This window comes from Bradyrhizobium sp. ERR14, assembly GCF_014198235.1.
GTDB lineage: Bacteria > Pseudomonadota > Alphaproteobacteria > Rhizobiales > Xanthobacteraceae > Bradyrhizobium.
In genome coordinates this window covers 278,319-299,155 of sequence record NZ_JACIHD010000008.1, presented here as the reverse complement: position 1 = coordinate 299,155, position 20,837 = coordinate 278,319, and the positions used below count along the sequence as shown (strand labels likewise).

Here is a 20,837-nt window from a genome sequence, read left to right as displayed (position 1 = left end):
ACGCGCTTGGCCATCGACGCTTGGCAAGCGCGCTCGATTTCGCACGGCATGACGCCTCGCGAGTCGTAGAGACACATAAGAATCGAACGGCGCACCGGAAGAGTGCGCCTCAGGGAGGATGCCGATGTTGCCGAGATGGAAGAGTCTTGCCGTTCTGCTCGTGCTGTTGGGCAGCCCGGCATTCGCGGCCGACGAGCCCGGGGTTACGGCGACTGAAATCAAGATTGGCGGGGTGTTTCCGTTCAGCGGGCCGGCTTCATCGATCGGTCTCGTGGGCAAGGGGCTGATCGCCTACATACAGTCCCTGAATGATCGCGGCGGCATCAGCGGCCGCAGGATCAATTACGTCGCCTATGACGATGCCTATAGCCCGCCCAAGGCGGTGGAGCAGGTCCGCAAGCTCGTTGAGAGCGATGAAGTTGCATTCATGTTCGGCCAGCTCGGCACTCCCGCCATTTCGGCAACGTCAAAATACCTGAAGTCGAAAGGGGTGCCCAGCATCGCGATCGTCAGCGGATCGTCCAAGTTCACCGACGTCGCCAGTTACCCGCTGATCACGACAGGTCTCGTCAGCTACGATACCGAGGGAAAGATCTACGCAAAATACCTCACGAAGGCCCTGCCGAACGCCAAATATGCGATCCTCTACCAGAATGACGACCTCGGAAAAGACTACGTCAACGCCTTCAAGGCGTTTCTCGGTAAGGACTATGATCGCAGGGTCGTCACCGCGTCCTACGAGGTCACTGAACCGACCGTCGATTCGCAGATCACCAACCTGAAGAGCTCCGGTGCGGATGCCCTGATGATTGCGGGCACGCCGAAATTCGCTGCGCAGGCGATCCGGCAGGCCTCTTTGATCGGCTGGAAGGCGACCGTGATCATCAACTTTCCGTCCGGTTCGGTTGGGGGCACGCTCACGCCGGCCGGCCTCGACAAGTCGACTGGCGTGATCGTCGGCACCATCAACAAGGATGTCGTGGATCCGAAGTGGAAAGATGATCCCGGCATGCAAGCCTATCGGGCGTTTATCGACAAATATCTGCCCGGCGTCGATATCACCAACGGCAGCTATCTCACCGGTTATCAGCAAGGCATCCTGCTCGAGCAAATCCTGAAGCAATGCGGGGACGACCTGTCCCGCAAGAACATCCTGGCGCAGGCCAAGAACCTCCGGGACTTCGTCGTCCCGACCGCACTGCCGGGCATCAAGATCAACACCAGCGAAACCGAGAACATGATCTGGACTCAGATGCGCCTGCAGCGATGGACCGGATCGACTTGGGAAGCCTTCGGTGAAGTGCTGGACGCCAGGTCCGAATGAGCAGGTAACAGGCGAGGGGCGAGCGGCATTGAGCCGGCGCCGGCGTCCTGCGCGACTTGAGCGCAACGGGTGCGATCGCCATCCCGGGTACTTCAGGAGATCAATTCGATGTCGACGAAGGCACTGACGTTTGCGCCGCGCGAGGTTTCAATCGAGCGCCGACCAGATGGCGCGCTTATATTGAGTTCGCCCCTCGAGTGGAAGCCGTGTGACTGGCGCATCACGGACTTCTTGCCGAGTTGGGCGAGCGCCACGCCGGACCGGATATTCCTCGCGCAGCGCAATGCGAAAGGCGGGTGGGACGAGATCACCTACGGCGAGGCATGGTCTCAGGTCCAGGCGGTGGGCCAAAGTTTGCTCGATCTGGGCGCAAAGCCAGCGGACAAGCTGGCCATCCTCTCCGGAAACTCGATCGAGAACGCCGTGGTTTCGTTTGCGGCGATGTCAATCGGGGTTATCCTGGCGTCGATATCGCCAAACTACACGCTGATGCCCGGTGGACTTGCTCGTCTCAAGGACATCGCCGAAGTGCTGCGCCCGAGCTTCGTCTTCGTCCAAAGCGGACGTGAGTTTTCCGCAGGCCGCACTATTCCGGAATTGGCGGCGGCGACCTGGATCAGTGTCGATGGCGCGCCGGACACGGTACCGTTCCGCACCCTGACAGCCAAAACCGCGTGCGACGGATTTGCCGGGGCATCTCATGCGGTCTCGTGCGACGCTGTCGCCAAGATACTCTTCACGTCGGGTTCGACAGGCTTTCCGAAAGGTGTGCTCAACACCCATCGCATGATGGCAAGCTCCCTGCAAATGGGCAGCCAGCTCGTGTCTCCTCCGGCTGCGCCAGTCCAAGTGGAGTGGCTGCCTTGGCACCACACGATGGGCAGCAACGTCATTCTTCACGGCATCCTCAAGAACGGCGGTACGCTCTATATCGACGACGGCCGTCCGCTGCCGCAGCTCTTTCACAAGACGGTCGCCAATCTCAAGGAAGTGTCGCCGACCGCCATGTTCAACGTGCCTGCCGGTTATAACCTCCTGTGTGACGCGGTCGAGAAGGATCCCAATCTGGGCGCCAGTGTATTCAAGCGGATGGACCGAATGAGCTATGCCGGCGCTGCAATTTCAAAGGACACGCTGGAGAAGCTCTATCGCTTGACACTCTCGGTGACCGGCCGGCGAATTCCGGTCATGTCGGGTTACGGTACGACCGAAACCGCCCCGACCATCAGTACGACCCATTGGGCGACAGATCGGCCCGGCGAGATCGGTCTTCCCGCGCCGGGACTGCGGCTCAAGCTCATTCCGGTCTCGGATACTTACGAGGTCAGGGTCAAGGGACCCAACGTCACGCCGGGTTATCTCGGGCGGCCGGATTTGACGGAAATGGCCTCCGACGAGGAAGGCTTCTATCGCATCGGCGATACTGTCTCGTTTCTGGATCCGCAGAAGCCTGAGCTCGGGCTACGCTTTACCGGACGAATTTCCGAGAACTTCAAGCTTGCGAATGGGACCTGGGTCTCGATCGGCAATATGCGCGCGGCAATCCTGGCCGCAACGCGCGGTGTCTTGCTCGACATGGTGGTCGCGGGTGAAAATCGTGAGGCGTGCGCGCTGCTCTGCTAGTTGAACCCCACGGAGGCCGCGCGAATCTCGAAAACTCCGGGTGCGGATTTGACCTCGGATCCCGCCGTGGTCGGATTCCTGCAGGATCGCTTTCGGGACTACAACGAGACTGTCGGAAGCAGCGAACGGATCTGCTCCTTCGTTCTGCTGAAAGATCCGCCATCAATGGCGGCAGGAGAGATCACCGACAAGGCCTATGTCAACCAACGCGCTGTGCTGAAAGTTCGATCCGAGCAGGTTGAGCGTCTCTACACACTTGAGGCTGGCGCCGACGTGATCCGGGTCTAAGAGCGAGCTTGTCGCTGTGCGGACGTTACGGACTCCTGGCCGCCAGATCGCGTCTGCCGGTACCTTCTGCGGGATTGTTTGCCGCGGAACGGCTTCGGTGCAGGCCTCAGGCGGCCCGCGAGCGCGGCTTTGTTTTCGAGGTCGTCGGCGCCACTGCCGCCGGGGCGCTGCGAGCACCCGGCCCGGGATGAGTATGAACCTCCTTGGCCGACAGCGGCTCGCCGCACTCGGAGCACACCATGACCGGATCAAAATCTTTTCCGCACTTGCGATGCTGGTGCAGGAGGGGGCGGCCGCGCTCGTCGACCATGTGAGTATCGCCCCAATGCACGATTGCCATCATGATCGGATACAGATCGAGCCCCTTCTGGGTCAGGATATATTCGTGCCGCTTGGGGGATTCCTGGTAGGGAATGCGGCGCAGGATGCCCTGCCGAACCAACTTCTTCAGACGTTCGGCAAGCAAATGCCGGGTGATTCCGAGTGCCGACTGAAATCCCTCGAAGCGGCGTGTGCGCAGAAAGCACTCGCGCAGGATCAGAAGAGTCCAGCGATCGCCGATCACGCCGATAGTTCGGGCCATCGAGCACGGCTCTTCCTCGAGTTCCTTCCACTTCATCCACACACTCCAATCGCCGCCGCGGCACGGACCTCGTCTCGAATCGTTGCGGAGGCCGGCGCGGGATTTGCCATTCTAGATAGGTACTAAACTCCAAACAATACCCTGCCAGCCAAGACGAAAGCAGCAGATTGCGGGAGCGTTTGACAGTTCTATTTTAGAACTGTATGTTTGAGGAAAGTCAGGCCGGCGACGGGATCGCCAGGGCAAGCACATGTTCCGCGGGAGGAGCCGAGATGACCTTGAAGATTGAATTCCAGTTCGATTTCGGTAGTCCGAACGCTTATCTGGCAGAGGTGGCGATTCCGGGCATCGAGCAGCGCACCGGTGCGAAATTCGAGTATGTTCCGGTCTTGCTCGGCGGCATCTACAAGGCAACGGGCAACATGTCGCCGTTCGACTCGCTTCGTGGGATCAAGAACAAGCCGCAATATCAGGCGCTCGAGACCCAGCGGTTTATCCGCCGCCACAACGTCACGAAATTCCGCCAGAATCCCTTCTTTCCCGTCAACACGCTGATGCTGATGCGGGGCGCCGTGGCGGCCCAGTTCGAGGGCGTGTTCGAGTCCTATTTTCGCGCGGCCTATCACCATATGTGGGAGGAGCCGAAGAAGATGGACGACCTCGAAATCTTCCGGAATGCGTTCATCGCTTCGGGGTTCGATATCGACAGATTGATCGCTCGCGCCCAACAGGACGACGTCAAGAAGAGGTTGATTGATCTGACCAACGATGCCGTCAGCCGAGGCGCGTTCGGCTCACCTACCTTCTTCGTCGGCAAGGAGATGTTCTTCGGCAAGGACCAGCTTCGAGACGTCGAGGAGTCCATCCTCGAGCAAACCAGGCCGGTCGCCAGGACGGCGTAGAGCTACGAGTTTACGAAGTTCAATTCAACCGGGAGACGATCCGTGCAAAAGAGAAACGCAACTGTCGCAGTGATCGGTGCCGGCGACTATATCGGCGGCGAGATCGCCAAGAAGTTCGCCTCTGAGGGCTTCACGGTGTTTGCCGGGCGCCGGAACGGCGCCAAGCTCGAGCCGCTCGTCAAGGAGATCGAGGCCACCGGAGGCGAAATCCACGCGCGCTCGCTGGATGCCCGCAAGGAGGAGGAGGTTATCTCCTTCCTCGCTGATGCCGACCAGCACGCGCCGCTGGAGGTCTGCATCTTCAACATCGGCGCCAACGTCAACTTTCCGATCCTCGATACGACCGAGCGCGTGTTCCGCAAGGTCTGGGAGATGGCCTGCTATTCCGGCTTTCTCGCTGGCCGCGAAGCCGCGCGGCTCATGCTGCCTCGCGGCGGCGGCAACATCTTCTTCACCGGCGCGACAGCGTCTCTCCGCGGCGGCAGCGGCTATGCCGCCTTTGCCAGCGCGAAGTTCGGCCTGCGGGCGGTGGCTCAGGCGATGGCGCGCGAGCTCGGCCCCAAGAACATTCACGTCGCGCATCTCATCATCGATTCCGGCGTCGATACGGAATGGGTGCGGCAGCGCCGGCTCGAGGCGCTCGGTCCGAATGCGCTCGACGATCCCGATCTCTTGATGCCGCCGTCGTCCGTCGCTGCGTCCTATTGGCAGCTTTATCAGCAGCCGAAGAGCGCGTGGACGTTCGAGCTGGAAATCCGCCCCTTCGGCGAGAAGTGGTAAGGAGGCCCTTACGATGGAGCTTGCGCTGTCTGCCGAGGACGCGGATTTCCGCGATGAAGTGCGCGCCTTCATCGCGGACAATTATCCGGCGGAGATGCGCGTTCCCAATCCGGAGACCGACCTGACCAAGGAGCAGTCACTGCTCTGGCACCGGATCCTCCACAAGAAGGGCTGGATCGCGCCGCTGTGGCCCAAGGAGTATGGCGGGCCGGGCTGGACGGTCACACAGCGGTTCATCTTTGAGCAGGAAACCTCCCGGGCGGGAACGCTGCCGCCGCTTGCCTTCAGCGTGACCATGGTCGGGCCGGTGATCTACACGTTCGGCAACGAGGCGCAGAAGAAGTTTCTGCCGCGAATTCTGTCCGGCGAGGATTGGTGGTGCCAGGGCTATTCCGAGCCGGGCTCCGGCTCCGATCTCGCAACCGTCAGAACCAAGGCGGTGCGCGAGGGGGACCACTACGTCGTCAACGGGCACAAGACCTGGACCACGCTGGCACAGCACGCCGACTGGATCTTCTGCCTGGTGCGAACCGATCCGAATGTGAAGCCGCAATCCGGAATCTCCTTCCTGCTGATCGACATGAAGTCGCCCGGCGTCACCGTGCGGCCGATCATCACGATCGACGGCAGTCACGAGGTCAATGACGTCTTTCTCGAAAACGTCCGTGTGCCCGTCGAGAACCTGGTCGGCGAGGAGAACAAGGGCTGGACGTACGCCAAATTTCTGCTCGGCAACGAGCGCACCAGCATGGCGGGCATCGGCCGGTCCACCCGTTATCTCCGGAAGCTGAAGCAGATCGTGAAGGCCGAGATACCGGCCGACGATCCGGCGCATCTGGAATTTCTACGCGACATCGCCCGCGTCGAGCTGGACGTGCTGGCGCTGGAGGCGACCGAACTGCGCGTCGTCGCCCAGATGGCGCGTGGCATCGATCCCGGTCCGGCGGCGTCGCTGTTCAAGATCCGCGGCACCGAGATCTTCCAGGACATCACCGAGCTCACGCACCGCGCCATCGGCAATTATGGTCTTGCGATCCGCGAGCATCCGATCAGCTCCAACCGCTTCATGCCGGGCCCGGACTACGGCCACACCGCGTCCGAGAAATATCTGAACGCGCGCAAGCTCAGCATCTACGGCGGGTCCAACGAGATCCAGCGAAACATCATCGCCAAAGCCGTGCTCGGGCTCTAAGCCACGGCGGATCGGGAGGATCGGATGGATATTCAGTTCACGGAAGAGCAGGAATTACTGCGATCCAGCGTTCAGCGCCTTTTGCGCGACCAGTATGATTTCGAGGCGCGGCGCAAGATCGTGGCGAGCGAGGAGGGGTTCAGCCGGACGCGGTGGAAGGTCTTCGCCGAGCTCGGCCTGCTCGCTGCGCCGTTTTCCGAGGACGCCGGCGGCCTCGGCGGCGGTCCGTTGTCGACCATGATCGTCATGCAGGAGTTCGGCCGTCACCTCGTCGTCGAGCCTTTCGTCGAAACGGTGGTGCTTGCCGGTGGCCTGATCGAGCAGCTTGGTACGTCCGAGCAGAAGCAGGGTTTCATTCCAGGCATCATCGACGGCTCCAGGATCTGGTCGCTGGCCTGGACCGAGAGAGCCTCCCGGTTTGATTTCGCCAATGTCGCGACCAAGGCGCGGCGTGAGGGAGGCGACTACGTTCTGAGCGGCGAGAAGACCATGGTGATGGCAGCGCCGTGGGCGGATCATCTGATCGTCTCGGCGCGGACCGCCGGCGATAATCGCGACCGCGGCGGCGTCAGCCTGTTCGTGGTCGACCGCCATGCCGGGGGCGTCAATCTCCAGAGCTTCAAGACGATCGACGGACGCCGCGCCGCCGAGATCAGTTTGCGCGAGGTCCGCGGTCAATTGCTGGGAGCAGAAGGCGAGGGCGTTGCCGCGCTGGAAACCTGTCGTGACCGCGCGATCGGCGCGCTCTGCGCCGAGGTCGTCGGCGCGATCGGCGAGCTGAATGCCGCAACGTTGGACTATTCGAAGACCCGCAAGCAGTTCGGCACCACCATCGGCTCCTTCCAGGTGTTGCAGCATCGCATGGTCGACATGTTCATTGCCCATCAGGAGGCGCTCTCCCTGATGCAGCATCTCAATCTCAGCCTCAACGCCCGTGATTCAGGCCTGTCGCGGCTCGCCTCCGGGGCCAAGTCGAAGATTGGCTATGCCGGAAAGTTCGTAGCCGACCAGGCGGTGCAGCTTCACGGCGGCATGGGAATGACCGACGAGCTGAACGTCGGACACTATTTCAAGCGAATCTCCTCCATCAACATCCAGTTCGGCGATCCCGCATTCCACGTCCTGCGCTACGCGCAGCTGGATGCGGCCGCGTAAAAGAAGAGGCCAGCATGACGACTGAAGCAGTCATCGTTTCCACCGCCCGGACGGCCGTCGGCAAGGCCTATCGTGGCGCGCTCAACAACACGGACGGCCCGACCATGGCCGGGCATGTGATGGCCGAAGCCGTGAAGCGCGCCGGCATTGCGCCGGGCGAGGTCGAAGACGTGGTGATGGGCTGCGCGATGCAGCAAGGCACCATGGTGATGAATGTGGCGCGCAAGGGCGCGATCCGCGCTGGCCTGCCCGTGACGGTGGCCGGCACCACGATCGACCGGCAATGCGCGTCCGGCCTGCAGGCCATCGCCGTTGCCGCGCGCTCGGTGATGCTTGATGGGGTCGAAGTCGCCATCGGCGGCGGGATCGAGTCGATCAGCCTCGTGCAGAACGAGCACATGAACAAGTTTCACGCCGTCGACGACGAGCTGATGGCGATGAAGCCCGAAATGTACATGTCGATGCTCGATACGGCGGAGGTCGTCGCCGAGCGGTACAGGATCGGCCGCGACAAGCAGGACGAATACAGTCTCGAATGCCAGCGCCGCGTCGGCGCCGCTCTGCAGGCCGGCCGCTTCAACGACGAGATCGTGCCGTTCACGACCAGGATGGCGCTCGTCAACAAGGAAACCAAGGAGGTCACCTACGAACAGGTGACGCTCACGAAGGACGAGGGTCCGCGTCCGGAAACCACGGCCGAGGGCCTTGCCAAGATCAAGCCGGTGTTCGAGGGCAAGACCATCAGCGCGGGCAATGCCAGCCAGCTCTCGGACGGTGCTTCGGCCTGTGTGATCACGAGCGGCAAGTTTGCAGCCAGCAAGGGGCTGAAGCCGCTCGGCATCTTCCGCGGCTTCGTTGCCGCCGGGGTCGAGCCGGACGAGATGGGTGTCGGCCCGGTCGCTGCGATCCCGCGCCTGCTCAAGCGCCATGGTTTGAGGATCGACGACATCGATCTCTGGGAGCTCAACGAGGCGTATGCGGTGCAGGTAATCTATTGCCGCGACAAGCTCGGCATCGATCCGGACAAGCTCAACGTCAATGGCGGCTCGATCGCGATCGGCCACCCCTACGGCATGACCGGCTCGCGGCTCACCGGCCATCTCCTGATCGAGGGACGGCGGCGCAAGGCGAAATACGGCGTGGTGACCATGTGCATCGGTGGCGGCATGGGCGCCGCGGGCTTGTTTGAAATCATCCACTGAGCGGAAACGCGGGGAGATCATTCGTGAAGACAGCGATCACTGAACTGTTCGGTATCGAACATCCGATCATCCAGGGCGGAATGCACTATGTCGGCTTCGCGGAAATGGCGGCCGCGGTATCCAACGCCGGCGGGCTCGGCTTGATCACGGGCCTCACCCAGCGGACGCCGGAGCTGCTTGCCAAGGAGATCGCGCGCTGCCGGGACATGACGGATAAACCGTTCGGCGTGAACCTGACGTTCCTGCCGACCTTCAGCGCGCCGCCTTATCCGGAGTACATCGCTGCCATCAGGGAGGGCGGCGTCAGGATCGTCGAGACCGCCGGGCGCAGCCCTGAACAGTACATGCCGGCCCTGAAGGCGGGCGGCATCAAGGTGATCCACAAATGCACCTCCGTCCGGCATTCGCTGAAGGCCGAACAGATCGGCTGCGATGCCGTCAGCGTCGACGGCTTCGAGTGCGGCGGTCATCCGGGCGAAGATGACATGCCGAACATGATCCTGCTGCCACGTGCGGCCGAAGAATTGAAGATCCCGTTCGTGGCCTCCGGCGGTATGGCCGACGCGCGCAGCCTGGTTGCGGCGCTGGCGATGGGAGCCGCGGGAATGAACATGGGTACGCGGTTCATCGCCACCAAGGAAGCGCCGGTGCACGAGAACGTCAAGAAGGCGCTGGTCGCAGCGTCCGAGCTCGACACCAGGCTCGTCATGCGCGCGCTCCGCAACACGGAGCGAGTCCTGAACAACAGGGGCGTCGAGAATCTGCTCGAAATCGAGCGCGAGAAGGGCAAGAGCCTCAAGATCGACGACATCCATGATCAGGTGGCAGGCGTCTATCCCAGGGTGATGATCGACGGCGACATGGACGCGGGCGCCTGGAGCTGCGGTATGGTCGTCGGACTCATTCGCGATATTCCGACCGTGAAGGAGCTGATCGACCGCATCATGGCGGACGCCGAGCGATTGATCAGGGGCAGGCTGACGGGATTCCTTGACGCCGACAGCGGGGCCACGCTCAAGGTCGCGTGAAGCCACGGCTTGGCGATCCGCGCTGCAGACGACATTTCGTCGTCTCTGCGCGGGCTGGAAGCTCCGGCCGTGATGGGACCGTCATCAGCGAATATCTTGGGCCATCCCGGAGCAGGCGATGCGTTACGCAAAGGACCATGGGCAGCACACCCGCAGACGCATCGTCGAAAGCGCTTCCCGCGGTCTGCGCCAGGCCGGGGCCGATGGCTTGAGTGTGGCCGACCTGATGAAGCTCGCCAATCTGACGCATGGCAGCTTCTACGCCTACTTCAAATCGCGCGATGCGTTGGTCGTCGAAGGGCTCGCCCTGGCCATGGATCGAACGATCGTGCATCGGCTCAGTCTCACGCAGGGGCTGCCCGCCGGGAAGGGATTCGACGCACTTGTCGAGTCTTACCTGAGCCCCCGCCACCGTGACGATCCGGGGCGGGGCTGCGCGCTGCCGGCCTTGGCGGCCGATATCGGGCGGTCGGGTCCGGAGGCGCGGCGCACCCTTGAAAGGGGGCTCGGCAAGATGATCGATATCATCGCGCGGTTGACCTCGGGGAGGCCGTCATCGGATGTGAGACAGACGGCCGCCGGCGCAATTGCGACCATGGTCGGTTCGGTCGTGCTGGCGCGTGCGGTCGACGACAAGCGTTTGTCCGACCTCCTGCTGGAGGCCGGACGGCAGGCTTTGGGCAATTCCGTTGCGTGCGACTGCGAGAGAGCGCATTCGGCCGACAATTGAGACCTGTCTTAACCGATGTTGGCTTCAGGGCGGTGCAGGCCGATGGCGGAGGCAAACGACCGTGCCTCCACCATCGGCCGCAGCCGTGGCGGCTACGCAGCCATTCGCAGCAGATCGACGATTTCGGCTTGATCGTTGAAGGGGCGCGGATTGGCTTTGACGAAGCGATGGTTGATCGCGATTTCGCTGATCTTGCCGAACTTGTCTTCGCCGATGCCGACCTCGGCGAGGCGGCCCGGTAGTCCAAGTTGCCTGACGAACTCCGCAAAGGCGTCTGCCGCGTCCCCACCGGGAGCACCCAAAGCTGCCGCCAAACGCTTCTGCGCGTCATCGGTGAACGGCTTGTTATAGCGAAGAAGGCTCGGCATGATGACGGGCGTGCAATAGTGGTGAGGTACCCCGAAGGTCCCGCCAAGCACGTGGCCGATGCCGTGACTTGCGCCCATGGGAACGCGTGCCTGCAGTCCAAAGGACGCAAGCCATGAGCCGTATTGACACAAGCGGCGCGCCTCGAAATCGTCGGGTTGCTGCAGGGTCCGGAGCATTCCCTCGCGCAGCTCGCGGATACCCGCCAGAACCACTTCGTCAGCAAGGGGAGTGCCAGCTGGCGAGCACAATGCTTCGATGCCGTGATCCATGGAGCGAGTGCCCGATCCCATCCAGAGATTCGAAGGCGTGTGAAGTGTGAGGGCAGGGTCGAGGATGACTGCCACCGGCATCATGTGGGGGTGAAAGAATATTTGCTTCAGCTTGTTGCGCTCATCGGTGACAAGCGCTGCGGCATTGTATTCGCCGCCATTCAGCGTTGATGGCACGGCGATCTGCCGGACTGCAGGCGCGCGGAACGGGGAATGGCTCACGCCCGGTCCCATGGGGAACGGATCGAAGCCCGCTTCATCGCGGATATCGTGCTCCATCGCCATGATGACGATCTTGGCGAGATCAACGGCAGAACCGCCGCCGACGGCCACGACGAGATCAGCGTGGGCTTCCTTGGCGTGGAGGGCAACTTCGGCGGCTTGCTTGCGCGTGGTGTGCTGCGCGATTCCGTCGAAGGTCGCAGCATGTTTGTCGCCGAGCGTATGCCGGATTTTCTCAATCTCGTCGGTCTTGGTGTTCAAGGTGCGGCTGACGATAAGGAAGACGCGCGTTGCCTTCAGTCGTTCCGCTTCTTCGTTGATGGCCTCAGCCGCCGGTCTGCCATAGATCACGCGATCAATTGCCGGAAAATTGTGTGCTCCAGTGCTGCGCATTTTTATCCTCCCATCGGAACTGCGGTCGAAGCCGACATAGTCTTTTATATTATGAGTATCATGCAATAGTGGTTCAAAAATATCGCACCACCTCGGGGTTAGACTGCCTTCGCCAGGTTCCACGCGAAGCACTGGCGAGGACTTGCCGGCTTCGCGCTCCATCATCCTTCGCCGCCCTTGCCCCGTCGAAAAGTCTCAGCCACATCATGTCTCTTGCAGCGGACTCGGACGCGTCAGTTTCCTGATGCCAATTGAGTGAAGCCACTACGCATGTGCACTCCAGTTTTCGTGTGCACCGAAAGGCCAAAACGGGTAGGGCTGGTCGAAAAAAGCTGACGCCGAACGCTGCGATGGTTTTCGGCGTTTGCGGTATACCTTGCTCCGCAATCGCCAAGGCCTGCGCACGAATGTTGCTCGATGCTCTCGAACTCCTCGCGTGTCATCTTGCCGATACAGGATGCCCCGACGGTCTCGAAAGCTAAGACGATCGTGAGGTCTTTCGCACGCGGAAGCGTGGAGAATGGCACCGGCCGACGGGGCCTAACGCTCTGCGAGATTTGAGTGTCTCAGAGACGCACCCCGGTCGTAGCAAACGCTTGGGCGACGGGCTCCTGGACCCGATTCAAGACCACCACTCCCGCAATCGCGATCACGATGGCCGCGACGCAGCCAAGAAGAAAAGCCTTCATCCGCAGCCTCCTTCGATCGAAACGTCAAGGTGTTTATACGACACGGCTTGCCGCGAGCAAACTCGTTGATCGCACCAAGGCACAAGCGATCTTATGGGCTCTTGAAGATGGGATCGATGGAAAATCCATCGCCCAACAAGCCTACGGACCGAAGCGCCGCGCTATTCAGGTCGACTTCCAATATCGCAAGAAGAAGCGCAAGCACGATGGCAACGAGGATCAGGAAGGGCGAGGCTTCCCGGGAAATGGGATCTTCCGGCCCATCAAGCGCGCGCAGAGCGCGTAGCCGCGCCATCATCCGCAGAAATGGCCGCGTTGGCCCCTGCATGTCAGTCGTCCTTGACGTGACCAGCAAGAGACTAGTCTTCGGACCACCGGCGTTCAAGCGGAGGAGGGCGAAGTCGGGTTATTGCAATGCACGCTCCGGAACGGAAGGCCGTGTTGCCCGGTTGAGTACGCGCACCGGAGGATCCGACGTGAAATTGCCAACAACGATCTTGTGCTTCGCAGCACTCTGCTTCTTCCAGAGCGCCTCCGCCCAACCCGCGCAAACCAACTCATCTGCGCCACCGAGCCCTCCCGAGGAGAAGGGGCAACCACAGCCGCAAGGCTGGACGGGCCCAATCAATACAGGTTCGGGTGGCGCGCCCGCCGAGAGTCCCCAAGGTCAGAGTCCGCCTGGAATGCAGGCCGCGCCTCACGGATCGTCCAAGAGCACGACGGCACCAGCCAAGTAGATCGGTTCGGATATTCTCCTCCGTCCGCTGTTCTGGCAATCTGAGAGCGTGAACGTGACGCGGCGAGGGTCAATGAAACTACCTTTCTGCGCGGGCGGCGCCGCAGCCTTGTGGGCCATCTTTGCCGTATCATCCGTGCACGCCGACATGGCGGGACACGGCGGCCCCGTGCGGGCTCTTGCTATTTCCCCCGATGGGAACGGACTCTTGTCCGGCAGCTTCGACTCAGCCGCCATTCGGTGGTCGCTAAAGGCGGAGACAGCGGAGGAGGTGCTGCGGTATCATGCTGATGCAGTCAATGCCGTCGCCTTTCTGAGCGACGGCCGCATGGTCACCGCGGGTGCCGATGCACGAATTGCGGTCTGGATGGCGGGCAGGCGGCAGCCGGACCGGGTGTTCGAGGGACACGTCGGTCCAATCGTCGCACTCGCGGTCTCTCCCGACGGCGCGCTGCTCGCGTCGGCTTCATGGGATCGGACGGTGCGGCTCTGGTCGCTGTCGGACGGCGTGTCGCGCGTGCTCGAAGGGCATTCGCAGAACGTCAACGGCGTCGCCTTCACGTCGGACGGGAGGTCGCTCGTCAGCGCCGGCTATGACCTTACGTTGCGCATCTGGCGGTTGTCGGACGGCCAGCCTGAAGTCGTGACGTTGCCGGCTCCGCTCAACGTGGTGGCCGTGGCGCCGGACGGTGAAATCGTCACAGGCGGGGTCGACGGCATGCTGCGGATGCTGACCATGGACGGCAAGGTCAACGGCGAGGTATCGGCCGGCCCAACACCAGTGGTGGCCTTGGCGATGTCGGCCGACGGCAAGCTGATTGCCGCGGCCAGCATCGGAGGCACAGTGGCGATCATCGATCGCAAGTCGCGCAGCCTGCTACGCACGCTGGTCGGGCCTGGGCTGCCGGTGTGGTCGGTTGCCTTCCTTCCGGATCGCGAGACGCTGATGACGGGGGGCGCGGACGGCAAGATCAGGCGGTGGAATGCACGCACTGGCGATCCCGTCGGCTCGAGTCTGATGGGCTCACCGGCCGATCCGCTTGCTGCCTATGCCGGCGATCATGGCGCCGACGTATTCCGGGCGTGTGTTGCCTGTCACACGCTGTCGGACAAGGAGGTCCAGCGCGCAGGCCCGACCCTTGCCGGATTGTTTGGCCGTAAGATCGCATCGCTGCCGGGCTACCGCTTCTCCGATGCCCTGAAGACGATGGACATCGTCTGGACGCCGGAGACGGTTGCAAAGCTGTTCGAGGTTGGACCGAACGCCTACACCCCCGGTACCAAGATGCCGGAGCAGCGCATCGGCTCGCCCGAGGATCGCCGCGCGCTCACCGATTTCCTTGGCCGCGTGACATCGCGATAGCTGCCTCTCAGATCGAATCCCAATTGTCCATCGGAAGATCCCTCATCTCCGGATGTTGCTTGAGGATCTGAATGACGTCGATGCTGGGGTGCTCCTTGAGCGCTTCCGCGACGCAGTGATTGACGTATTTGCGACGCGACAGCCATGCGATCTTCTTGCCCTTGGCCTCGGCTTTGCAGGCGGCGATCGCCTGTTTCACGGCAACCTTTTGTGCCTTGGTCAGTGGAGGAGCGGCAGCTTCGGCCGCTGCGCCGGCGAAAGCGATGGAGATCAAGCACGTCGACAGAGCTGTGATCAAACGAGACATGGTGATGCTCCCCCTGGTTTCCTGCCCCTGCGTAGATGTCTGGTGGTCTTGTCTAGTCCTTGCCCTCGCGCTGACGTAGGTAGTCGTCCGTGGTTCGCGGTGGCGTGCGTTCGGGAACGCCCTTGAACGGATTGAACTGCTGCTCGCTCATGACGATGACGCGGCAGTCGGCGCACATCCTGAGTGCCTCGATCCGTTTGTCGCCGGCGGGATACATCCAGTGCCGCCCCTCGAGCTTGGCGGCGATCCGGTCGATCGTGCTTTTGACGCCAAAGGCCGCGCCGCAGCGGACACAGAGCGCGGGCTCCTCTTCCTTGATGACCGCGGCGGGTGCGCGGGCGGCGCGGAAATCGATCTGCGGCTTGAGCGTGATGACCTTTTCCGGACAGGTGGTCTGGCACAGGCCGCACTGCACGCAGGCATCCTCGATGAATTTCAGCACGGGCCGCTCGGGGTCGTCGCGCAGCGCGCCGGTCGGGCAGGCGGAGACACACGAGAGACACAGCGTGCAGCCGCCCGTGTCGACGCTGATCGCGCCGACTGGTGCGCCCTGCGGCAGCGCAATCACGTCCACCGGCTTTGGCGCAAGGCGATGCAGCTCGCTGAGGCCGAAGCGCAGGAGGTCGCGCCGCTTGCCGACGGTCTTGAAGGTCGCCGGTGTTGCGACCGCCGCAAGCGTGCCGATGCCAGTCAGATGGCCGCCGAGCGCGTCAGGGTCGTCGGTCTCGATCGTGGCGACGCGCTGGCCCTCAAATCCGAGACCGCCAAGGATTGCATCGGCAATGCCGATCGTCTGCGATAGTCCGGTCACATCGTGGCGCGGCTTTGCGCGCAGCAGGAAGCGCACGGCTGTTACGCCATAAGCGAATGCTCCGACGATCGCTTCCAGCCCGACCTGCGTGAGTCCGTTGACGACAAAGGGAAGCACGTTCGCCGGAAGACCGTCGCCATGTCGTGCCAGAGCATCGATCAGCGGTGTGCCGTGCGGGCCGTCATGGAACAGCAGCACCGCGTTGGCGCCGCCGGCTTCGTGGTAGGCGAGCAGCATGGCGCGAATTCGTTGAAGCTGCGTATCGGCAGGCGGCAACGTGTAAGATGCAGCGCCGGTCGGGCAGGCGGCGGCGCATTGCCCACAGCCCGCGCAGATGTTCGGGTCAACAGCGACATGATCGCCGGCGGGCGTGATTGCGCCGGTCGGGCAGAGATCGAGGCAGCGATGGCACCCCGTGCGCTTCGAGCGCGAATGGGCGCAAAGACCGGGCGTAACGTCGACATATTTTGGCTTGTCGAAGCTGCCGACGAGATCGCGTGCGGCGAGCACGGCACGCAGCACCTCGGCGGGATCGTTCGGGTCGGCGCGGAGATACCCATCGCGCAGGTCGTGTGCGGGAAACAGTGGCATTCCGCCCGAAAGGTCCAGCACGATATCGCAGTGCGACGTCACTCCGTTTCGGGGAGCGTCAAGCATGAAGCGATCGCGCGAGGAGGGGCGGGGCCTGGCATAGTCGTCGATCGTGAGCTCGAAGGCGCCAAAGTGTCCTTTTGCGGAGCGGATGGTGCCCCTCACGATCGGGAAGACCGTTGCCGCCTGCGGCACGGTGTCACTGATCTGCTTCAGCATGACCGTGACGTCGAGGTGATCCGCAAGCAGCCGGCCGGCCTCGATCGCGGCTTCGTCGCGCCCATAGATCAGGATCACGCCGTCGCTCGACAGGGTGACCAGCGGATAGTCGGGCGCCGGGATGGAGGCGGCCGCCAACAGGGCGGCCATTTTCGCGCCGGTGCGCGCCCCTTCGTGTGACCAGCCGGCCGTCTCGCGGATATTGACAAAGCTGATCGCCTTGGCCCGTTCGCCCGCCTCGTGCGAAAACTGCGCGGCCTGCTGCGTGCAGGCGACCGTCAGCGGGCCAGTCTCCGCGGCTGCCTTGCGGAAATGATCGAGTTCGGGTCCGCAGAGATGGCGAAAGCCTCTGATCTCGCTGTTCGGACATCCGCGCCGGATCGCGGCCATGTCGAGACGCATCGTGTCTTCGCACGAGCAGATCAGGACGGTCTTCGATGGCTGTTCCAGGTTGACCCCTCCGCCATTCGGGCGCCGACGACGGACTCGCGCCGACCCTTCGCCTCGTATAGACATTATTCATCGGGAAGAAAAGGAAAGCGGAGGACGGCCTGACGTCGACCCCTGTCAGCCACGTTTCCGTGGCGGAACCGATCCATCTGCCGCCGCCGTTCACATTGGTGCGGTTGCGCGAGAGTGGCGACGCTTTTGCCCAAGCATGCCGCATTGCACCGGAGAGTGGCGCCGGCACGCTCGTCTACGTTGGGCGCTTTGACCTGGCGGAGTTCGCCGTGGTGCTCGAGCCGGCTGAGCCGCTGCGCAGCGCGCGACGCGCGTTCTACGCCGGCATGGTCGCGCTCACCGATGCCCTGCGCGCCTACGCGCCGCCGAGCAAGTCGATCGCGATCGGCTGGCCGGACGCCGTCTGGATCGACGGAGGCCTGGTCGGCGGCGGCCGCATGGGGTGGCCTCTCGCGGCCGTTGAGGAGGAGCCGTCGCCGTGGCTGGTGTTCGGCGCGATGATCCGGACGATTGCCATGAATGACGACGAGCCTGGTGTTCATCCGCTCGCCTCGACGCTCGACCTGGAAGGCTTTGGTGAGGCCGGCGCGGCGCAGATCACAGAGAGCTTTGCCCGGCACCTGATGCTGGCATTCGATGGCTGGCAGGCGGACGGTTTTGACGGCGTCGCGCGCGAATATCTGTCCCGCATGCCGCGCGAGCGACAGACCGTACGGCGCATCGACGATCGCGGCGATCTGTTGACGCGCCGGATTGGGGCGGGCGCGATCGAGCGTGGCGACCTCGTTCAGGCGCTCGCGACCCCATCCTGGCTCGATCCGGCACGCGGGGGGCCGCGGCTGTGAAGCTCCTGCGTACCATCGCGCTCGATCCCTCCGACACATTCGTATTCGACGTGGCGGCGGAGCCGGGCGAATGGGCCGTCTCCGGCGTTTTCCGCTTTTGGGATTGCGATGCTGCGAAGCTTGAGGGCAAGGCGCGCGCGGCTTTCCGCGGCGGTTTCCTAGGGGTGCAATCCTGGGGCTGGTCGACGCTGGCGCAGATCGTTCCGGCGACCGGGGACGATTACCGCAGCCTGGTCGATCTCCTTGCCAGGCAACTGGTCGATCGTTTCGGCGCGCCGGATATGGCAACAGCGAAGAGCGCCGCAGAAGAGGAGGTGGCGTTTTCGCAGTCGCTCTGCAGCCATCCGATCAGCTCCCTTGTTGCGGTGCACCGGGCCGTAAGCGACGGCGAGGTTCGCGAGTCCTTCCGCCGACTGCAACTGCGCGAAGGGCAGGGGCACGGCAAGGCGTTCTCGTTCATGGAAATGGAGGACGACATCGAGCCTGGCGGCAATCTCAAGCTTGTGGATCTGGGCCGGAGGCCAACCGCCAGATGAACGATTTCTGGATTGCCTGCGGCCATCATCTGCTCGATCGCGACGAGGGCGGTGGGCTCCGCGTTACCGACGAATTCCTCAAGGCCTATTTTGCCCGTCCCGAGCTGATGCCGCCGGAGGATGCGTGTCAGGTCGAACGCCGACTGCACCGGGAGTTGCTCTCGGATCCGCGCCAACCGGTCAGCGCCGGCGAAATCGCCGGTATTGCCGACCCCGACGCCCGGGAGAACTGGCAGTTCGTGCTGGCCTTTCGCGATCTCCTGTTGCGGCATCCGACGCTCGAAGCCGCTTATCTTGCGACGGTGCGCGCAGGCGCGAACGATCTGCCGCCGCTGTTCGTCAATCAGCTCGTGCACGTCATCCTGCGCAATGCGCTCGACGGTTGCGACGATCCGTTCGTGCTGCGCGCGGCCGAACTGTTCTTCCGGGCCCAGCGGATTCTGCCGCATGAGCAGGCCCTGCTGCTCGGCGACGAGGAGATCGTCGGCGGAATTAGCCCAACTCCGGTGCTCTCGCTGATGTCGATGCTGGGCGCTACGACCGATGCGGTGGTCGATGTCTTGAACGCGGAGAATGTTGCTGCCTATTGGCAGCGCAGCGACCAGTTCGACATGGCCTTCGACCTCACGGCCGACGGTATGGGGCCGACTGCCCTGGCGCAGGTGATGAGGCGCTGGCTCTCTCATCTGCTCGGTCTGGACGTCACGATCGAACCGCTGCGCGCACTGCAGGACGCAAAGCTCACCTGGTATGTCGGGCTCGATGCCGATGCCACAAGGCTCGGTGATCGTCTCTGGCACGGCGAGGAGCTCGACGGGCCCAGCGCCGACCGTGTGCTCGCGCTGTTCCGCCTCACCTTTGTCGATTCAGCGCTCGCGCTCGACGATGTCGAGGACGAGCCGGTCTACCTGATCCTGTCGATGTCGGCGGATCAAAAACTGCGCATGAAGCCCCAGAATCTGCTGACAGGCTTGCCGGTCAAACGTCTGGAGATGGTGACATGAGCCCCGCGGCGCTGCCATTGCTGTCGATTCCGGTCGGTGTCGTGGTGGAGCGGCGCAAGGCCGACTCTCCTTGGGTCGATTTCATCTGGCGTGGCGTCGCCATCCTGCCGGACGAGCCCGCCACGAGACCCTGGACCGTGCTTCGCGAGCAGGACTGCACGACGCTGTTCTATGCCGGAAGCGCGACCGTGGATCTTTATCCGTCCGAGACGGCGCGCTATCGCGACAATCTCGCCTCCGGCAGTCCGAGCATCTGGACCGTGCTGTCGCCTTCGGAAGGCGTGTGGCCCTATGTCGTCACGACCGTTACCGCCGATCCCGCGGAAGGCGAGAGCTTTACCGAGGCTGCCGACAATCTCGTCGAGGCGGTGCCGATGCCGGAGGTGCTGCGGGAGGTGATTGAAAGCTTCGTTGTCGAGCACCATGTCGAGCGGGAGTTCGTCAAGCGCAAGCGGCGCCGGGCTGACCCCGAGGCGCTCGCCCGGCGCGAACATGAAGGCGGACAGGAATGAGCCAGGAAGAGTTCCTTGCGCGTTGGTCCCGCCGCAAGCGCGAGTCGCGACCGGAGCCGGCTAAGCCTGCCGAGGCGCAGCCCGCGCCGCCGCCCGAGGCCAAGGATGGTGCAAAGGACGTCGCGAAGGACGGCGAGAGCGAGTTCGACCTCTCAAGCCTGCCATCGATCGACGAGATCAACGCTGCGACCGACGTCACCGCGTTCCTGCGCAAGGGTATTCCGCAGGCGTTGAGCCGTGCGGCCCTTCGCCGCGCCTGGGCGGCCGATCCCGCCATTCGCGACTTCATCGGGCTCGCGGAGAATGCGTGGGACTTCAACGATCCGACCGCGATGCCGGGTTTTGGGCCGCTCGATTGCTCTTCGGAGGAACTGGCCGCGCTCGTCGATCGCATCGTCGGCGGGGTGCGTGAGGCAGTCCGATCCCTCCCCGAGGCGTCGATTGAAACTGCGGATTCTTCAGCGCATTTGCATCAAGCCGATTCGACAGCCGTATCCGACGTCGTCGAGCCACCGATCGAGGCGGAATGCCCAGCGATCCCTGCTGCAGTGCAACTGACGGTGGCGGACAGACCTGCGGATCTTGCCGAGCCCGTCAGGCCGCGTACGCACGGTGGTGCACTGCCGCACTGAGCAGCACGACCAAAGACTATAGGCTTGGGCTATGGGCGGGCGATTGACGGTTCGTGGAACCGGGATTACG

General features: G+C 63.1%; 22 protein-coding genes. 17 read left to right on the top strand and 5 right to left on the bottom strand.

The window, feature by feature from the left end; translation table 11 throughout:
* Nucleotides 1-124 precede the first annotated feature (124 nt).
* From GGD62_RS23680 to GGD62_RS40900, 3 genes are all read left to right on the top strand, one after another.
* On the top strand, nucleotides 125-1,324 hold the full coding sequence (locus GGD62_RS23680) for an ABC transporter substrate-binding protein (RefSeq protein ID WP_183710449.1): 1,200 nt from the start codon (nucleotides 125-127) through the stop codon (nucleotides 1,322-1,324).
* Nucleotides 1,325-1,432: 108 nt separating this feature from the next.
* Nucleotides 1,433-2,947, top strand: coding sequence for an AMP-binding protein (locus GGD62_RS23675; protein ID WP_246800258.1), 1,515 nt, complete (start codon nucleotides 1,433-1,435; stop codon nucleotides 2,945-2,947).
* A gap of 66 nt (nucleotides 2,948-3,013) precedes the next feature.
* Nucleotides 3,014-3,235 (top strand): hypothetical protein, encoded by a 222-nt coding sequence (locus GGD62_RS40900; protein ID WP_246800257.1) that lies wholly within the window; start codon nucleotides 3,014-3,016, stop codon nucleotides 3,233-3,235.
* A 106-nt stretch (nucleotides 3,236-3,341) separates the two neighbouring features.
* On the opposite strand, the gene GGD62_RS23670 is transcribed toward GGD62_RS40900, so the two are convergent.
* On the bottom strand, nucleotides 3,342-3,854 hold the full coding sequence (locus GGD62_RS23670; protein WP_183710448.1) for a helix-turn-helix domain-containing protein: 513 nt from the start codon (nucleotides 3,852-3,854) through the stop codon (nucleotides 3,342-3,344).
* 236 nt (nucleotides 3,855-4,090) lie between these two features.
* Between GGD62_RS23670 and GGD62_RS23665 the strand changes: the two genes are divergently transcribed.
* The 7 genes from GGD62_RS23665 (at nucleotide 4,091) to GGD62_RS23635 (ending at nucleotide 10,807) form a co-directional block, all read left to right on the top strand.
* Nucleotides 4,091-4,720 (top strand): 2-hydroxychromene-2-carboxylate isomerase, encoded by a 630-nt coding sequence (locus GGD62_RS23665; protein WP_183710447.1) that lies wholly within the window; start codon nucleotides 4,091-4,093, stop codon nucleotides 4,718-4,720.
* Between the two features lie 42 nt (nucleotides 4,721-4,762).
* Nucleotides 4,763-5,500 (top strand): SDR family oxidoreductase, encoded by a 738-nt coding sequence (locus tag GGD62_RS23660; RefSeq protein WP_018316088.1) that lies wholly within the window; start codon nucleotides 4,763-4,765, stop codon nucleotides 5,498-5,500.
* Nucleotides 5,501-5,513: 13 nt separating this feature from the next.
* Nucleotides 5,514-6,692 (top strand): acyl-CoA dehydrogenase family protein, encoded by a 1,179-nt coding sequence (locus GGD62_RS23655; RefSeq protein ID WP_183710446.1) that lies wholly within the window; start codon nucleotides 5,514-5,516, stop codon nucleotides 6,690-6,692.
* Between the two features lie 24 nt (nucleotides 6,693-6,716).
* Complete coding sequence (locus tag GGD62_RS23650) at nucleotides 6,717-7,847, top strand: acyl-CoA dehydrogenase family protein (RefSeq protein WP_183710445.1); 1,131 nt, start codon at nucleotides 6,717-6,719, stop codon at nucleotides 7,845-7,847.
* A gap of 14 nt (nucleotides 7,848-7,861) precedes the next feature.
* Nucleotides 7,862-9,049 carry an acetyl-CoA C-acyltransferase gene (locus tag GGD62_RS23645; protein WP_183710444.1) on the top strand — a complete coding sequence of 396 codons (1,188 nt, stop codon included), beginning with the start codon at nucleotides 7,862-7,864 and terminating at the stop codon, nucleotides 9,047-9,049.
* Nucleotides 9,050-9,072: 23 nt separating this feature from the next.
* Nucleotides 9,073-10,077 (top strand): nitronate monooxygenase family protein, encoded by a 1,005-nt coding sequence (locus GGD62_RS23640; RefSeq protein WP_183710443.1) that lies wholly within the window; start codon nucleotides 9,073-9,075, stop codon nucleotides 10,075-10,077.
* Between the two features lie 118 nt (nucleotides 10,078-10,195).
* A complete protein-coding gene (locus tag GGD62_RS23635) occupies nucleotides 10,196-10,807 on the top strand; it encodes a TetR/AcrR family transcriptional regulator (protein ID WP_183710441.1) in 612 nt (203 codons plus the stop codon).
* Nucleotides 10,808-10,899: 92 nt separating this feature from the next.
* Here GGD62_RS23635 and GGD62_RS23630 read toward each other — a convergent pair whose 3' ends face one another.
* Nucleotides 10,900-12,060, bottom strand: coding sequence for an iron-containing alcohol dehydrogenase (locus GGD62_RS23630; protein WP_183710534.1), 1,161 nt, complete (start codon nucleotides 12,058-12,060; stop codon nucleotides 10,900-10,902).
* A 233-nt stretch (nucleotides 12,061-12,293) separates the two neighbouring features.
* Nucleotides 12,294-12,587, bottom strand: coding sequence for a dihydroxy-acid dehydratase (locus tag GGD62_RS41880; protein WP_210317909.1), 294 nt, complete (start codon nucleotides 12,585-12,587; stop codon nucleotides 12,294-12,296).
* 127 nt (nucleotides 12,588-12,714) lie between these two features.
* Here GGD62_RS41880 and GGD62_RS23620 point away from each other — a divergent pair, with 127 nt between their 5' ends.
* Both GGD62_RS23620 and GGD62_RS23615 read left to right on the top strand, forming a co-directional pair.
* Entirely contained in the window at nucleotides 12,715-13,035 is a 321-nt protein-coding gene (locus GGD62_RS23620) for a hypothetical protein (RefSeq protein ID WP_183235987.1), read from the top strand.
* A gap of 523 nt (nucleotides 13,036-13,558) precedes the next feature.
* Nucleotides 13,559-14,848 (top strand): c-type cytochrome, encoded by a 1,290-nt coding sequence (locus GGD62_RS23615; RefSeq protein ID WP_183232656.1) that lies wholly within the window; start codon nucleotides 13,559-13,561, stop codon nucleotides 14,846-14,848.
* Nucleotides 14,849-14,855: 7 nt separating this feature from the next.
* Here the strand turns inward: GGD62_RS23615 and GGD62_RS23610 are convergent, their stop codons facing one another.
* Together GGD62_RS23610 and GGD62_RS23605 are read right to left on the bottom strand one after the other, a co-directional pair.
* A complete protein-coding gene (locus tag GGD62_RS23610; RefSeq protein WP_038970411.1) occupies nucleotides 14,856-15,155 on the bottom strand; it encodes a hypothetical protein in 300 nt (99 codons plus the stop codon).
* 52 nt (nucleotides 15,156-15,207) lie between these two features.
* Nucleotides 15,208-17,178, bottom strand: a complete 1,971-nt coding sequence (locus tag GGD62_RS23605; protein WP_183710439.1) for a 4Fe-4S binding protein — start codon at nucleotides 17,176-17,178, stop codon at nucleotides 15,208-15,210.
* A gap of 179 nt (nucleotides 17,179-17,357) precedes the next feature.
* Between GGD62_RS23605 and GGD62_RS23600 the strand changes: the two genes are divergently transcribed.
* Genes GGD62_RS23600 through GGD62_RS23580 form a run of 5 tightly spaced genes read left to right on the top strand, consistent with a single transcriptional unit; the run spans nucleotide 17,358 to nucleotide 20,767 of the window.
* Complete coding sequence (locus GGD62_RS23600) at nucleotides 17,358-18,083, top strand: biotin/lipoate--protein ligase family protein (protein ID WP_312014282.1); 726 nt, start codon at nucleotides 17,358-17,360, stop codon at nucleotides 18,081-18,083.
* Entirely contained in the window at nucleotides 18,080-18,619 is a 540-nt protein-coding gene (locus GGD62_RS23595; RefSeq protein ID WP_183710437.1) for a DUF6505 family protein, read from the top strand. Before GGD62_RS23600 ends, GGD62_RS23595 begins: the two co-directional genes overlap by 4 nt.
* A complete protein-coding gene (locus GGD62_RS23590; RefSeq protein ID WP_183258844.1) occupies nucleotides 18,616-19,623 on the top strand; it encodes a DUF6352 family protein in 1,008 nt (335 codons plus the stop codon). Before GGD62_RS23595 ends, GGD62_RS23590 begins: the two co-directional genes overlap by 4 nt.
* Nucleotides 19,620-20,135 carry a DUF3305 domain-containing protein gene (locus GGD62_RS23585; RefSeq protein WP_018316102.1) on the top strand — a complete coding sequence of 172 codons (516 nt, stop codon included), beginning with the start codon at nucleotides 19,620-19,622 and terminating at the stop codon, nucleotides 20,133-20,135. The genes GGD62_RS23590 and GGD62_RS23585 overlap by 4 nt, the downstream gene beginning before the upstream one ends.
* Complete coding sequence (locus GGD62_RS23580) at nucleotides 20,132-20,767, top strand: DUF3306 domain-containing protein (RefSeq protein ID WP_183710434.1); 636 nt, start codon at nucleotides 20,132-20,134, stop codon at nucleotides 20,765-20,767. Before GGD62_RS23585 ends, GGD62_RS23580 begins: the two co-directional genes overlap by 4 nt.
* The last annotated feature ends 70 nt before the right edge of the window (nucleotides 20,768-20,837 follow it).